The 13,262-nt window shown below is 73.2% G+C and carries 11 protein-coding genes; 2 read left to right on the top strand and 9 right to left on the bottom strand.

What is annotated here, in order from left to right:
* Window positions 1–48: 48 nt before the first annotated feature.
* The 5 genes from pruA to DFJ69_RS19520 all read right to left on the bottom strand — a co-directional run bounded on the left by pruA (window position 49) and on the right by DFJ69_RS19520 (window position 5,068).
* Window positions 49–1,680, bottom strand: coding sequence for an L-glutamate gamma-semialdehyde dehydrogenase (gene pruA, locus DFJ69_RS19540; RefSeq protein WP_116023932.1), 1,632 nt, complete (start codon window positions 1,678–1,680; stop codon window positions 49–51).
* Between the two features lie 29 nt (window positions 1,681–1,709).
* The gene (locus tag DFJ69_RS19535) at window positions 1,710–2,198 is read right to left on the bottom strand and encodes a DUF6912 family protein (RefSeq protein ID WP_116023931.1); all 489 of its coding nucleotides are present in this window, start codon (window positions 2,196–2,198) and stop codon (window positions 1,710–1,712) included.
* Window positions 2,199–2,203: 5 nt separating this feature from the next.
* Window positions 2,204–2,881, bottom strand: coding sequence for an HAD-IA family hydrolase (locus DFJ69_RS19530; protein ID WP_116023930.1), 678 nt, complete (start codon window positions 2,879–2,881; stop codon window positions 2,204–2,206).
* A 331-nt stretch (window positions 2,882–3,212) separates the two neighbouring features.
* Complete coding sequence (locus DFJ69_RS19525) at window positions 3,213–4,109, bottom strand: N-acetylmuramic acid 6-phosphate etherase (protein ID WP_116023929.1); 897 nt, start codon at window positions 4,107–4,109, stop codon at window positions 3,213–3,215.
* Window positions 4,106–5,068 (bottom strand): MurR/RpiR family transcriptional regulator, encoded by a 963-nt coding sequence (locus tag DFJ69_RS19520; RefSeq protein ID WP_245974461.1) that lies wholly within the window; start codon window positions 5,066–5,068, stop codon window positions 4,106–4,108. The genes DFJ69_RS19525 and DFJ69_RS19520 overlap by 4 nt, the downstream gene beginning before the upstream one ends.
* 225 nt (window positions 5,069–5,293) lie before the next feature.
* On the opposite strand from DFJ69_RS19520, the gene DFJ69_RS19515 reads away from it, so the two are divergent.
* The gene (locus tag DFJ69_RS19515; RefSeq protein WP_245974460.1) at window positions 5,294–6,337 is read left to right on the top strand and encodes a BadF/BadG/BcrA/BcrD ATPase family protein; all 1,044 of its coding nucleotides are present in this window, start codon (window positions 5,294–5,296) and stop codon (window positions 6,335–6,337) included.
* A 126-nt stretch (window positions 6,338–6,463) separates the two neighbouring features.
* On the opposite strand, the gene DFJ69_RS19510 is transcribed toward DFJ69_RS19515, so the two are convergent.
* Complete coding sequence (locus tag DFJ69_RS19510; RefSeq protein ID WP_116023927.1) at window positions 6,464–6,970, bottom strand: hypothetical protein; 507 nt, start codon at window positions 6,968–6,970, stop codon at window positions 6,464–6,466.
* A gap of 138 nt (window positions 6,971–7,108) precedes the next feature.
* A complete protein-coding gene (locus DFJ69_RS19505; protein ID WP_211328665.1) occupies window positions 7,109–8,755 on the bottom strand; it encodes a glycoside hydrolase family 3 protein in 1,647 nt (548 codons plus the stop codon).
* Window positions 8,756–8,920: 165 nt separating this feature from the next.
* Here DFJ69_RS19505 and DFJ69_RS19500 point away from each other — a divergent pair, with 165 nt between their 5' ends.
* Window positions 8,921–11,191, top strand: coding sequence for an ATP-binding cassette domain-containing protein (locus DFJ69_RS19500; RefSeq protein WP_116023926.1), 2,271 nt, complete (start codon window positions 8,921–8,923; stop codon window positions 11,189–11,191).
* Between the two features lie 89 nt (window positions 11,192–11,280).
* Here DFJ69_RS19500 and ptsP read toward each other — a convergent pair whose 3' ends face one another.
* On the bottom strand, window positions 11,281–12,972 hold the full coding sequence (gene ptsP / locus DFJ69_RS19495; RefSeq protein WP_116023925.1) for a phosphoenolpyruvate--protein phosphotransferase: 1,692 nt from the start codon (window positions 12,970–12,972) through the stop codon (window positions 11,281–11,283).
* A 16-nt stretch (window positions 12,973–12,988) separates the two neighbouring features.
* Window positions 12,989–13,258 (bottom strand): HPr family phosphocarrier protein, encoded by a 270-nt coding sequence (locus tag DFJ69_RS19490; protein ID WP_116026746.1) that lies wholly within the window; start codon window positions 13,256–13,258, stop codon window positions 12,989–12,991.
* Between the last annotated feature and the right edge of the window lie 4 nt (window positions 13,259–13,262).

Here is a 13,262-nt window from a genome sequence, read left to right as displayed (position 1 = left end):
CGCGTTCGTCCTGCTTACAGGCTATGCCAGGGGCTCGTCACGATTTTGTCAGGGTCCCATGTAGGGGTACCGGTGGTCGGTCGGGGGCACCAGGGTCTCCTTGATCGCACGGGCGTTGACCCAGCGGATCAGGTTGAGGATGGAGCCCGCCTTGTCGTTGGTGCCGCTGGCCCGGGCCCCGCCGAACGGCTGCTGACCGACGACCGCGCCGGTGGGCTTGTCGTTGACGTAGAAGTTGCCCGCCGCGAACCGCAGCCGGTCGGCGGCGGCGGCGATCGCGGCCTGGTCGCGGGCGATGATGGAGCCGGTCAGCCCGTACGGGGCGGCGCCCTCCATCTGCCGCAGCATGGCGTCGTAGTCGCCGTCCTCGTAGACGTGCACGCCGAGGATGGGGCCGAAGTACTCCGTGGTGAAGATCTCGTCCTCGGGGTCGGCGGACTCCAGCACGGCGGGCCGGACGAACCAGCCCTCGGAGTCGTCGGCCCGGCCGCCCGCCAGCACCCGGATCGAGTCGAGGCCGCGCGCCCGTTCCAGGGCCGCCCGGTGCTTGGCGAAGGCCCGCCCATCGATCACCGCGCCCATGAACAGCGAGAGGTCCTCGGCCACGTCTCCCATGGTGAGCGACTCGACCTCGGCCACGAAGTCGTCGCGCATCCCGTTCCAGATCGACCGGGGGACGTAGGCGCGGGAGGCCGCCGAGCACTTCTGCCCCTGGTACTCGAACGCGCCCCGGATCAGCGCGGTGCGCAGCACGGCGGGGTCGGCGGAGGGGTGGGCGACGATGAAGTCCTTGCCGCCCGTCTCCCCGACCAGCCGGGGATAGCCGCGGTAGCCGGCGATGTTCTCGCCGACGGTCCGCCACAGGTGCTGGAAGGTGGCCGTGCTGCCGGTGAAGTGGATGCCCGCCAGCTCGGGATGGGTCAGCGCCACGTTCGACACCGCCCGCCCGTCACCGGTGATCAGGTTGATCACCCCCGGCGGCAGCCCGGCGGCCTCCAGCAGGCGCATCGTGAAGTGCGCGGCGAACTGCTGGGTGGGCGACGGCTTCCACAGCACCACGTTGCCCATCAGGGCCGGGGCGGTCGGCAGGTTGCCCGCGATGGAGGTGAAGTTGAACGGCGTGATCGCCAGGACGAAGCCCTCCAGCGGCCGGTACTCCATCCGGTTCCACACCCCGGGCGGGGACTCCGGCTGCTCGGCCAGCAGCCGCCGCGCGTAGTGGACGTTGAACCGCCAGAAGTCGATCAGCTCGCAGGCCGCGTCGATCTCCGCCTGGAACGGCGTCTTGGACTGGCCCAGCACGGTGGCGGCGTTGATGGTGGCCCGCCAGGGGCCGGCCAGCAGCTCGGCGGCCCGCAGCAGGACGGCGGCCCGGTCGTCGAACGACAGCGCCCGCCAGCCCGGGGCGGCCTCGCGGGCGGCCTCGATCGCCGCCCGGACGTCGTCGTCGGTGGCGTTGCCCAGCGTCCCCAGGACGTGGGCGTGCCGGTGCGGCTCCACGACGTCGACGGGGTCGCCCCCGCCGAGCCGTCGCTCCCCACCGATGGTCATGGTCAGCTCGACCCGTTCGGCTCCGAGCTCCTTGATCCGGTCCTCCAGCGCGACCCGCTCGGCGCTGCCGGGAGCGTACGACCTGACCGGCTCGTTCGACGGAACGGGCACGTTGGTGACGGCGTCCATGCGTCACACGTACCCCGAACGCGCCGGGCCTAGAGGTCGGCGAGCTCCTGCGTCGCGAACCACATCAGCTCGTGACCCTCGGCGCCGTCCACGACGAACTCCGCGTCGGGGTCGCCGGCGTCGGCCGCCGGCACCGCGAGCGCGGCGGCCCGCACGTCCTCGGTCGCCCGCTCGTCGTCGACGTGCCCGGCGGCGATGTCGCGCACCCGTACGGGCCCGGACACCCGCACCAGCGCCCGTTCGTCACCCGCGGCCTCGGCGCGGACGTCGCCCTCCGGCACCTCGACGGCCAGCACCACGCGGCGCGGGGGCGCCTCCGGGTCCTCGGCGAGCAGCCGCAGGGAGGCGCGGGCGGCGGCCGCCATCGCCGCGTACTCCAGCTCCTCGGTGTCGCCCTCGGCGTACCACTCGCGCAGCGCGGGGGTCACCGCGTAGCCGGACAGCGGAACGGGCCCGACCTCCCCGGCGGCGAGCGCTCGGGCGAGATGGGGGATCGTGGACGGCAGGTAGACGCGCATGACGGTCAGCAGTCTGCCAGACGGACTCCCAGGAGTTCGCCCAGGCGTCCGATGGTGGTGTTCACGTCGGTGTGGTGGACACCCACCATCCCGACGGCCTCGGCGGCCCGCACGTTGTGCTCGATGTCGTCGACGAACGCGCACTCGCCCGGCTCCAGGCCCAGCAGCCCGACGGCGTGCAAGAAGATCCGCTCGTCGGGCTTGCGGAGACCGACCTCGCTGGAGATCACCACGGTGTCGAAGAGCCGTTCCCACAGCTCACGGGGGTAGTCGTTGCCCCAGGAGTTGGACAGCAGCGCCACCCGGGCCCCGGCGGCGCGGGCCGCGCGCAGCGCCGCGTACATCGGCTCGACCGGGTGGAAGGCGGCGAACATGCGGCGCAGCAGCCCCTCGCACTCCACCGGCCCGCCGTCGACCGTGCACAGCTCGGCGGCCAACAGCCGCTCGAACTCGGCCGGTTCGAGCGTGCCGTCCTCCAGCCCGTGGATCGGATTGCGCACGACGCCCTCGGCGGGGTCGTACGCCTGCCCCACCCAGGCGCGCATGACGGCCTTGTAGCGGACCGCGTCGATGGAGTCGGCGGCCAGCCAGTGCGCGACGGCGTCGTTCAGCGGGGCGGTCAGCACCCCACCCCAGTCGGTGATCACAGCCTTGACGTCCACGGCCCGATGGTAAAGGGACATGCGGACCGCACCAACACGCGCGACCCCCCAACTGCCCGCCCACGGCCACGGGGGTGGGGGGCGGCCGCCCCCCACAAAAGGCAGCCACCACGGGGGGTTTTGCCCGGTCCTTCAGGCGGACGCTCCGGAGCGCCGGCGGAGGAGCGTCCGCCTGAAGACCTCAAGACCGGGCGCGGGGGGCGTGGGGGGTCGCCCCCCACAAAAGACAGCCAGAATCGGGGGTTTCGCCCGGTCCTTCGGGTGGGCGGCCCGGAGCGCAGGCGCAGGGCCGCCCACCCGAAGACCTCAAGACCGGGCGCGGGGGGCGTGGGGGGTCGCCCCCCCACAGTGATCAGCCAGTGCGCAGGCGTTGCAGGGCCTCGCGGACCCCTCCCTGGGACTCCTGCAGGGCCAGGTTGGCGCGGGCGGCGGGGACCTCGCCGAGCAGGGAGACGAGGGCGACCCGGGTGTCACCGCCCGCCTCGGACAATGCGGTCTCGCAGATGGCGGCCTCCATGCCGGTGGCCTCGGTCAGGATGCGCACCAGGCGGGTGCGCAGCTTCTCGTTGAGCGCGTTGACGCTCACCATCAGATTGGAGTAGGTCCGGCCCAGCCGGATCATCAGGGTGGTGGAGAACGCGTTGAGCACCAGCTTGGTCGCGGTGCCCGCCTTCATCCGGGTGGAACCGGTGATCACCTCCGGGCCGGTGGCCAGGCCGATGTGGACGTCGACCTCGTCGCCGATCGGGGTGTGCGGGTTGGCGCTGATCAACGCCGTGGGGGCGCCGATCCGCGCGGCGGCGCGCAGCGCGCCGACCACGTAGGGGGTGCGGCCGCTGGCCGCGATCCCGATGGCCACGTCGCCCGGGTGGACGTCGTCGGCGTCCCGGGCCCCCAGCTCGGCGTCGTCCTCGACGTCCTCGATGGCCTGCGACAGCGCGCCGAGCCCGCCGGCGTGGTGCGCCACCACCCGGCCCCAGATCCCGAAGGTGGGCGGCAGTTCGGCGGCGTCGATCACCGCCAGCCGGCCGGAGGTCCCGGCGCCGAAGTAGTGCACCCGGCCGCCGGCGCGCAGCGCGTCCACGGCCAGGTCCACCAGTCGCGCCACCTCGGGCAGCACGGCGGCCACGGCGGCCGGGACCGTGCTGTCCTCGGTGTTGATCAACCTCAGCACGTCCAGGGTGGGGAGCGTGTCAACATCGACAGTGCGCGGGTTACGGCCTTCGGTGGGCAGATCGCACTCGATCACCGGCGCCTCCGGTCGGTTCGGACGGTACGGCTGCGGACGGCCTCGAAGGTGGCCTCCAGGGCCTTGCGGGTGGTGCCGTAGGTGCGCTGCGCGACCCCCACGAACACGCAATCGATCACGGTGAGCTGGGCCAGTCTGCTGGCGGTCGCGCCGGACCGGAAGGTGGTCTCCCGGGCGGCGGTGGTGAGCACCAGGTCCGACACCTCGGCGATCGGCGATCGGGGGAAGTTGGTGATCGCCACGGTGATCACGCCCCTTCCCCTGGCCACGCTGAGCGCGTCGATGGTCTCCACGGTGGACCCGGTGTGCGAGATGCCGAACGCCACGTCCCCGGCATTGAGGACGGCGGCGCTGGTCAGCATGATGTGGGCGTCGGACCAGGCCGAGCAGTGCCGGCCGATGCGGTGCAGCTTCTGCTGGAAGTCCAGCGCCACGAAGGCGCTGGCGCCGACGCCGTAGACGTCCACGCGGGCGGCGGCGACCACGGCGTCGACCACCTGTTCCAGCGTCTTGATGTCGAGTTGGGCGGCGGTCTCCTCGACCGCCCGGGCGTCGGCGAAGGTGACCTTCTCGACGATCTGCTCCAGGGAGTCGTCGGGGCTGATGTCGCTCCCGATGATCCGCCCCCCGGAGGCGCTCTGCGCCCGCCCCGCCTCGGTGGCGAGGGTGAGGCGCAGTTCGGGATAGCCGGTGAAGCCGATGGCCCGGCAGAACCGGATCACGGTCGTCTCCGACGTCCCGCAGGTCTGCGCCAGTTCGGTGATGGTGGAGTTGGCGACCCCCTCGGGGTCGTCGATGACCCGCTGGGCCACGCGCCGTTCCGCGGGCGGTAGCGAGGGCAGCAGTGAGCGCACCCGGACCACGGTGCTGAGCGGCGCCTCCTTGGTGGAGTGCGAGGCCGCCGGGGGCGTCGTGGGCTCCCCCGTGCCCCCTGATTCTCGGCCGTTGGGTTTCCTCATGATGGAAAGTTTCTTACGGCCAGGATGTCACGTCAACGGGGGAAAGGTCTACGGTCACCATGTGTTGACCCATTTGGCTGGTCCTTACGTGATCGGCGTGGACGCGGGTGGCACAAAAACCCGCGTAGCCGTACTAACGCTCGGGGGGCCCTGGCCGGTTCCGGAACCGGTCCCGGCGCGAACCCCAACTCCGGGGGCGACACCACGGGTGCCCTCACCACGGCCTTGAGCGCCGCACTCGGCGACCTGGACCGTTCCCTCGTCCTCAACGGTGTATTCGGGATCGCCGGAGCCGGTTCCGCGGGGCGTCCCGCCGCGGTCGCCGCCGCCCGGCAAGCCTGGCACACCGTGGGACTCCACGGCACGCCCGCCGTCGTCACCGACATCGCGGTGGCGTTCGCGGCCGGCACCAGCGCACCGGAGGGCATCGTCGTGTTCTCCGGCACCGGCGCGGGTGCCGCCGTGATCAACGACGGCACCATCGTGCAGCGCGCCGACGGCTATGGCTGGCTCGTCGGCGACGAGGGTTCGGCGGTCTGGCTCGGACGCGAGGCGGTGCGGGCCACCCTGGCGGCCATCGACGGCCGGGGCGAACCCACGCTGCTGGCCGAGTCGGTGCCCCGCGCGCTGCTCGGCGCGCCGTCCCCCGGCCTACTGGCGAACGGAGGAGCACGTGCCCCGAACCCCTCGCCGGACGGGGGCCCCTCCCGAGGGCACGTCCCGCGCCCGCGGACGTCCCCGGAACGGGCCCTCGCCCTGGTCCCCGCCCAGGCGGGGGCCTCCGGAGCCCTGGCGCACCGGGGCTCCGGCGGTGCGGCGCTCGAGGCGGCGGCGGAAGAGGAGCCGCCGTCGCCGGACGGTCGGGCGCCGACCACGACCATGGACCCACCGATGCCGCGGCGGCCCGCCGACCCGGCGCTGGCCCAGGCGATCATCAAAGAGGTCTACGGCCGCCCGCCCGCCGCCCTGGGTCGGCTCGGCCCGGTGGTCTGCGCGGCCGCGGCGGCGGGCGATCCGGTCGCCCGGCACATCACCCAGGAGGCGGCCCAGTGGCTGCTCCGCGATGTCGACGCGGTGCGCCCCGCGCTCAGCGACCGCTGCTCGCCGGTCGTGATGGCCGGATCGGTGCTCGGCGACGGCCCCGTCGCCGAGGCCGTCCGGGACGGACTGCGCGAGCGCTTCCCCGCCGACCCGCAGGTCGCGGGCGACGGGGCCGTCGGCGCGGCCGGCATGGCGCTGCGCCGGCTCGGTCTCCGGCCGCCGCACTGATCCGCAGGGGCCGTCGGCCCCGGGCCGCCGTCAGTCGCCGCAGGGCCGGACGGGATCCGGCCGAGATCGCGAAAACCCACCCCCAGCACCGGGCAGACGTGTGCCCGGTGACGGTTCGTCCGGTGGTCAGGCCACGATCAGCCACCGGTCGTCCACCCTGCGGAGCACGAAGCGTTCGGCCAGCGGACCGCCGGGGGCGGCCCTCCCGGTGCGCCAGCGGAGATCGGTGAACCGGACGGTGAACCGCCCCGGGCCCGGACCTGGCCGTGCCACCGGCACGGTGACCCCGCGCAGCGCGGCCAGGTTCCGGGCCCCGAGCCGTTCCCGGACCGTGCCGAGCCGGCCGCGACACCGCCGGGGCCCCTCGAACACCGACTCCTCGTACTCCGGCGTGATCAGCGCGCAGATCCGCACGTCGCCGGCCGCCAGCCCGCGCAGATAGCGGTACAGCACCACCCGGGCCTCCCGGGTCTCCGCCGCCGACGCCGTCACGGGGCGCGGATCGGTCAGACGCGGATCGCCGGACTCCCAGACCAGCGGCGGTATCCCCGGCTCGTCGGGCTCGTCGAAGGCTCCACAGGCCCCGAGCGCCGGAACGGCCGACAGGATGAGCCCCAGGGCGAACGGGCGCACGGTGACCTCCCGGGAGACGGCGGCGAGGCAGATACTCCCAGGCCACGCCCCCGCCGTCCACGGGTTCACAGGAGGCGCCGTACTCAATGAGCCATGCCCTGATCAATAAGTCAGGCTTGATCAATAAGCCCTGCTTGATCAATAAGTCAGGCCGTGCCCGAAGTCGAACTCCCGGACCTGGACGGGCAGCCTCCCGGCGGGCCGCACCCGGCCCGACAGCACACCGGCCAACGCGTCCAGGGACGCCGCCCCGGAGGAGTACGTCGCCAGCGCCGCGTCGGCCGACCCCGCGTGGCCCAGGTCGTAGGGCCGCCCGAGCGCCACCACCACCACCTGGCCGCGACCCGACGCCGCGACCTTGGCCTTGGTGGCCTTCCCGTCGTTCAGGGTCGTCACCACCGTGACGTCGGCGGCGCCCGGCGACGCCGCGATCGGCACGCCGCGCTTTCGCAGGGCGGCGGTCAGCACCCCGCTGCGCGGCCCGGTGACGTGCACCGTCGTCCGCGCGTCGAGGGGCAGCACGCCGTTGCGGTTGCGGACCAGGGTGATCGAGTGCTCGGCGACCCGGCGCGCCACGGCCCGGTGCGCCGCCGAGCGGACGACCTGCTCGGCGCGCGCCGGATCGACCTGAACGTCGCCGAACAGGCCGCGCCGCGCCTTGAGCCACAGGATCCGCGTCACCGACTCGTCCAGCCGTTTCATGGAGATCTGCCCCTTGCGGACCGCCGACATCATCGCGGCCTGGGCCCGCCCCAGATCGGGCGGCATCAGGAGCTGGTCGGCCCCCGCCAGGAAGGCCCGCACGGCCGCCTGCGCCGCGGGGTACTTCGCGCTGGCGCCCGCCATGCTCAGCGAGTCGGTGACGACGACGCCCTGAAAGCCGAGGCCCTCGCGGAGCAGCCCGGTCAGCACCGTGCGGGACATGGTGGCGGGGTCACCGGAGCGGTCCAGGCCCGGCATCACGATGTGCGCGGTCATGATGGCGTCGACACCGTGCTGCACGGCGGCCCGGAACGGCGGCGCGTCCAGCCGCTCCCATTCCTCACGCGAGTGCTTGATCACCGGCAGCCCGGTGTGGCTGTCGGTGTCGGTGTCGCCGTGCCCGGGGAAGTGCTTGGCGGTGGCCGCCACGCCGGCGTCCCGGTAGCCCTGGAGCGCGCCCACCAGCATGCGCGACACCAGGTCCGGATCGGAGCCGAACGAGCGGAGGCCGATCACCGGGTTGGCCGGGTTGACGTTCACGTCGGCGACCGGGGCGTAGTTCTGGTTGATGCCGACCGCCCGCAGCTCGGTCCCCGTCACCCTGGCGGCGGCCCGGGCCTCCTCGGGTCGTGCGAGGGCGCCCAGCGCCATGTTGCCGGGGAACCGGGTGAGGTAGGCCAGCCGGGTGACCGGACCCTGCTCCTCGTCCACGCCCAGCAGCAGCGGGATCTTGGACGCCCGCTGCAGCGCGTTCGACATCTGCGCGGTCCGGCGGGGTGTGCGGGCGTTGCCGGGGAAGTAGATCAGGCCCCCGACGTGGTACCGCCTGATGATCTTCTCGGCGTCGGGCCGGCTCCGGAAGGTGGGCACGAACACCTGGCCGACCTTCTGCTCCAGGGTCATGCCCTCGACGAAGTCGGGGATCCAGGCCCCCTGATCGCCCGCCGGCGTCGCCCCGGGCGTCTGGGACGCCACCGGGCCCTCTCCCGTCTGCGCGGCGCCTCCCGTGTTCCCGGCGCATGCGGTCAGCGGGGTCAACACCGCCGCCGCCGCGCACAGCGCGAACGTGCGTGAACGTCTCACCGGACCAGTCCCCCCGAACGTGGCCGCCATGAATCTCCCGGTCATCGCCTTGGCGACGCTAACACCACCTTCGGGTAGGCCATGTCATGGGAGGGGCTGCGGTGACCCATGTGTCCTGCGAAAAACGGCCAGAGGATGTCCTATATCGCCCCTACGGTGAGGGCCATGAGCTCAGACAGCATCCTGGTCGCCGGGGCCCGCGAGAACAATCTCAAGGATGTCACGTTGCGGATACCGAAGAACCGGATCGTGGTGTTCACGGGGGTTTCGGGGTCCGGCAAGTCCTCGATCGTGTTCGACACCGTGGCCGTGGAGGCGCAACGGCAGCTCAACGAGACGTTCACCTGGTTCATCCGCAGCCGGCTCCCCAAGTACGAGAAGCCCGAGGCCGACGTGATCGACAACCTGTCGGCGGCCGTGGTGGTCGATCAGAAGCCCCTGGGCGGCAACTCGCGCTCCACCGTCGGGACCATGACGGACATCTACTCGGTGATCCGGGTGCTGTTCTCCCGCTGCGGCGTCCCGGCGGCGGCCACCTCGTCGGTGTTCTCCTTCAACGATCCCGAGGGGATGTGCCCTGAGTGCGACGGGCTCGGCCGGATCGTCCGCCTCGACCTCGACAGGTTCCTCGACCGGACCAGGTCGCTCAACGAGGGGCCGATCCGGTTCCCGCAGTTCGGGGTCGGCAGCCTCCAGTGGCAGATGTACGCGAACTCGGGGGCGTTCGACCTCGACAAGCCGCTGGCCGACTACTCCGACGAGGAGTGGCACCACCTCCTGCACGGCACCGGCCGGACGGAGATGTCCGCCAAGAGCGGCACGTTCAACCTCGACTACGAGGGCCTGGTCGACCGTTTCAGTCGGCTGTACCTCAAACGCGACATCGGCTCCCTGGCCGACAAGACCCGCGACAGCGTCCTCGCCGTGGTCTCGGAGGTCGTCTGCCCGCTGTGCGCGGGGGCCCGCCTCAACCAGACCGCCCTGGCCGGCCGCATCAACGGCCGCAACATCGCCGACCACTCCGCCATGGAGGTCGCCGACCTGGTCGAGGTGCTGGCCGCCATCGACGACCCGGTGGGCGCGCCCATCGCCGCCGCCGCGATCGAACGTCTCCGGCGCGTCATCGGGATCGGCCTCGGCTACCTCAGTCTGGGCCGCGAGACCTCCACGCTGTCGGGCGGCGAGGGCCAACGGCTCAAGACCGTCCGCTACCTCGGCAGCGCCCTGGCCGGCATGACGTACATCTTCGACGAGCCCAGCGTGGGCCTGCATCCGCGCGACGTGCACCGGCTGAACGAGCTGCTGGTCCAGTTGCGCGACAAGGGCAACACGGTGCTGGTGGTGGAGCACGACCCGGACGTCATCGCGATCGCCGACCACGTCATCGACATCGGTCCGGGCGCGGGCGCGCACGGCGGCGAGGTCGTCTTCCAGGGCGACGTGGAGTCGCTCCGGCGGGCCGACACCGTCACCGGCCGCGCACTGCGCACGGTCACCCCGGTCAAGACGGACGTCCGCGCCCCCACCGGGTGGCTCCCCCTCGAGAACGCCTCCCTGCACAACCTCAAGAACGTCTCCGTCGACCTGCCCACCGGCGTCCTCACGGCCGTCACCGGCGTCGCCGGGTCGGGCAAGAGCACGCTGATCTCCGACGTCTTCGTGGGCGCCCACCCGGAGGCGATCGTCGTCGACCAGTCGGCCATCGGCGTCTCCAGCAGGTCCACCCCGGCCTCCTACGTCGGCGTGCTGGACCATCTGCGCAAGCTCTTCTCCCAGGAGAACGGGGGCAAGGCGGCGGGTGTCGAGCCGGGCCTGTTCAGCTTCAACTCCCGGGGGGCCTGCCCGGCCTGCGAAGGACGCGGGGTCATCTACACCGACCTGGCGTTCATGGATCCCATCACCACCACGTGCGAGAAGTGCGAGGGCCGCCGGTTCGCCGAGGAGGTCCTCACGTACACCGTGCGCGGCAAGTCCATCGTGGACGTGCTCGACATGACCGCCGAACAGGCGCTGGACTTCTTTCCCGAGAAACGCGTCCACGCCAAGCTCGCCACCCTGAACGAGGTCGGTCTCGACTACCTCACCCTGGGCCAGCCGCTCAGCACCCTGTCCGGCGGCGAGCGCCAGCGCATCAAGCTCGCCAACGAACTGCACAAGACGGGCAGCGTCTACGTGCTGGACGAGCCCACCACCGGCCTGCACATGGCCGACGTGGGCGCCCTGGTCGCGCTGCTGGACCGACTGGTGGACGCGGGCAACACCGTGATCGTCATCGAGCACAACCTCGACGTGATCAAGCGGGCCGACCGGATCATCGACCTCGGCCCCGACGGCGGCAAGCACGGCGGCGAGATCGTCTTCACCGGCACCCCCGCCGACCTCCTCGAGGACCACCGCTCCCTGACCGCCGAACACGTCCGCCGCTCCCTCGCCTGAGCCCCCGACCACGCACCCGGATACTCCCGGCGCGGCCGTGCGCCCCCGAGGGCACGGCCGCGCCGAGGTCGTTCCCGGTCGTTCCCCGGCTAGAGGCCGAGCTCGGGGAGGGCGGGGAGTTCGGCGCGGGCGGCGGTGCGGGCCTCGTCCGCCGTGCGGGCCGAGCGGGCGGCGACGGCGGCGCGGCGGCACTGGGCCAGCGTGTGCCGGGCCAGCGAGGCGCGGACCAGCGGCAACGAGGGGGCGCTCATCGAGAGGGAGGTGACCCCCAGGCCGACGAGCACGCAGGCCAGCACCGGGTCGCCGGCCGCCTCGCCGCACACCCCGCAGCCGCGTTCGGTGTCGACGGCGGCCTCGGCGGTCAGCGCGACCAGGTCCAGGACGGCGGGCTGCCAGGCGTCCTGCAGTCGGGCCAGGCCGCCGATCTGCCGGTCGGCGGCGCACGCGTACTGGGTGAGGTCGTTGGTGCCGACGCTGAAGAACTCCACCTCGGGGGCCAGGTCACCGGCCCGCAGCGCGGCGGCGGGCACCTCGATCATGATGCCGGGATGGTCGATGCCCGCCTCCGCGCAGGCGGCGGCGAAGTACCGGGCCTCCTCGACGTCGGTGACCATCGGCGCCATCACCTCCAGCCGGGTGGTGAGCCCGGCGGAGGCCCGGCGCAAGGCGGTGAGCTGGGCCGACAGCACCTCCGGGTGGCGGCGCAGCATCCGCAGCCCGCGCTCCCCGAGCGCCGGGTTGGGCTCCTCGCCGGGCGGCGGCAGGAACGCCAGCGGCTTGTCCGCGCCCGCGTCCAGCGTCCGGACGACCACCTTGCCCTGCGGGAACGCCTCCAGGACGGCGCGGTAGGCGGCCTCCTGCTCGGCGTCGGACGGCGCGTGCGCACGGTCGAGGAACAGGAACTCGGTCCGGTAGAGCCCCACGCCCTCCGCGCCGGCGGCCAGGGCCGCGTCCAGGTCCTGGGGGCCGCCGACGTTGGCCAGCAGCGGCACCGCGTGGCCGTCCCGGGTCGCCCCGGGGCCGGTGGACTCGGCGAGCAGTGAGGCGCGGGCGGCCGAACGGCGCAGCGCCGCCGACACCTCGGTCTCCGCCGGATCGACGTGGACCGTCCCGGCGGTGCCGTCGACCAGCACCCGCGTCCCCTCCGCGAGGTCGGCGCACTCGGGGCAGGCGACCACGGCGGGAACCCCCATGGTGCGGGCCAGGATCGCCGTGTGGCTGGTCGGGCCGCCCTCTTCGGTCACGAACGCGACCACCAGCGCCGGATCCAGCACCGCCGTGTCGGCGGGCGCGAGATCCCGCGCGACCAGCACGAACGGCTCGTCCCGCTGCGGCACGCCGGGCATCGGCACCCCCAGCAGGCGGGCCACGGCACGGTCGCGGATGTCGTCGAGGTCGGCGACCCGGGCGGCCAGGTACTCCCCCGCCGAGGCCAGCACCGCCCGGTAGACGGCGAACGCCTCGTACACCGCGCGGGCCGCCGCCGTACCGCCGTCGATCTGGGCGGCGACGCCGTCGGCCAGGCCGGGGTCCCGGGCCATCAGCGCCTGCGCGCCGAGCACGTCGCGGGCGTCGGCGTTGCCCGCCGCCGCGGCCCGTTCGCCGCACGCCTCCAGGTCGGCGGCGACGGCCTCCAGCGCACGGGTCGCCGCGGCCTTCTCGCCCCGCGCGTCCTCCGCCGTGCCGCCGTGCGTCGCGGCGGGCGGCTCCGGCACCGAGCCCGCCACCCGGACGACGGGGCCCGCACCGGCCCCCGGGCTCACCCCTGCGCCGGTCAGCATGCGGGCCGCCCGGCCGTCAGGCACCCTCGGGCTCCACGTTGACCGCCGCCTCGAGCTGATCCAGCACCTGGTCGGCGGCCTCGCCCTCGGCGGTGATGATGATCTCCTCGCCGTGCCGGGCGTCCAGGCCGATCACGGCGAGGATGCTCTTGGCGTTGACCGGCTCCTTGCCCTCCTTGGCGACCGTCACGTCCATGGGGGCCTTGGCCGCGGTCTGGACGAACAGCGCCGCGGGCCGCGCGTGCAGGCCCACCTTGGACCGGATCTTCACATGACGCTGGGACACGATC

It is taken from the genome of Thermomonospora umbrina (assembly GCF_003386555.1).
GTDB classification, from domain to species: domain Bacteria; phylum Actinomycetota; class Actinomycetes; order Streptosporangiales; family Streptosporangiaceae; genus Thermomonospora; species Thermomonospora umbrina.
This window is presented reverse-complemented; position numbering and strand designations above follow the sequence as displayed.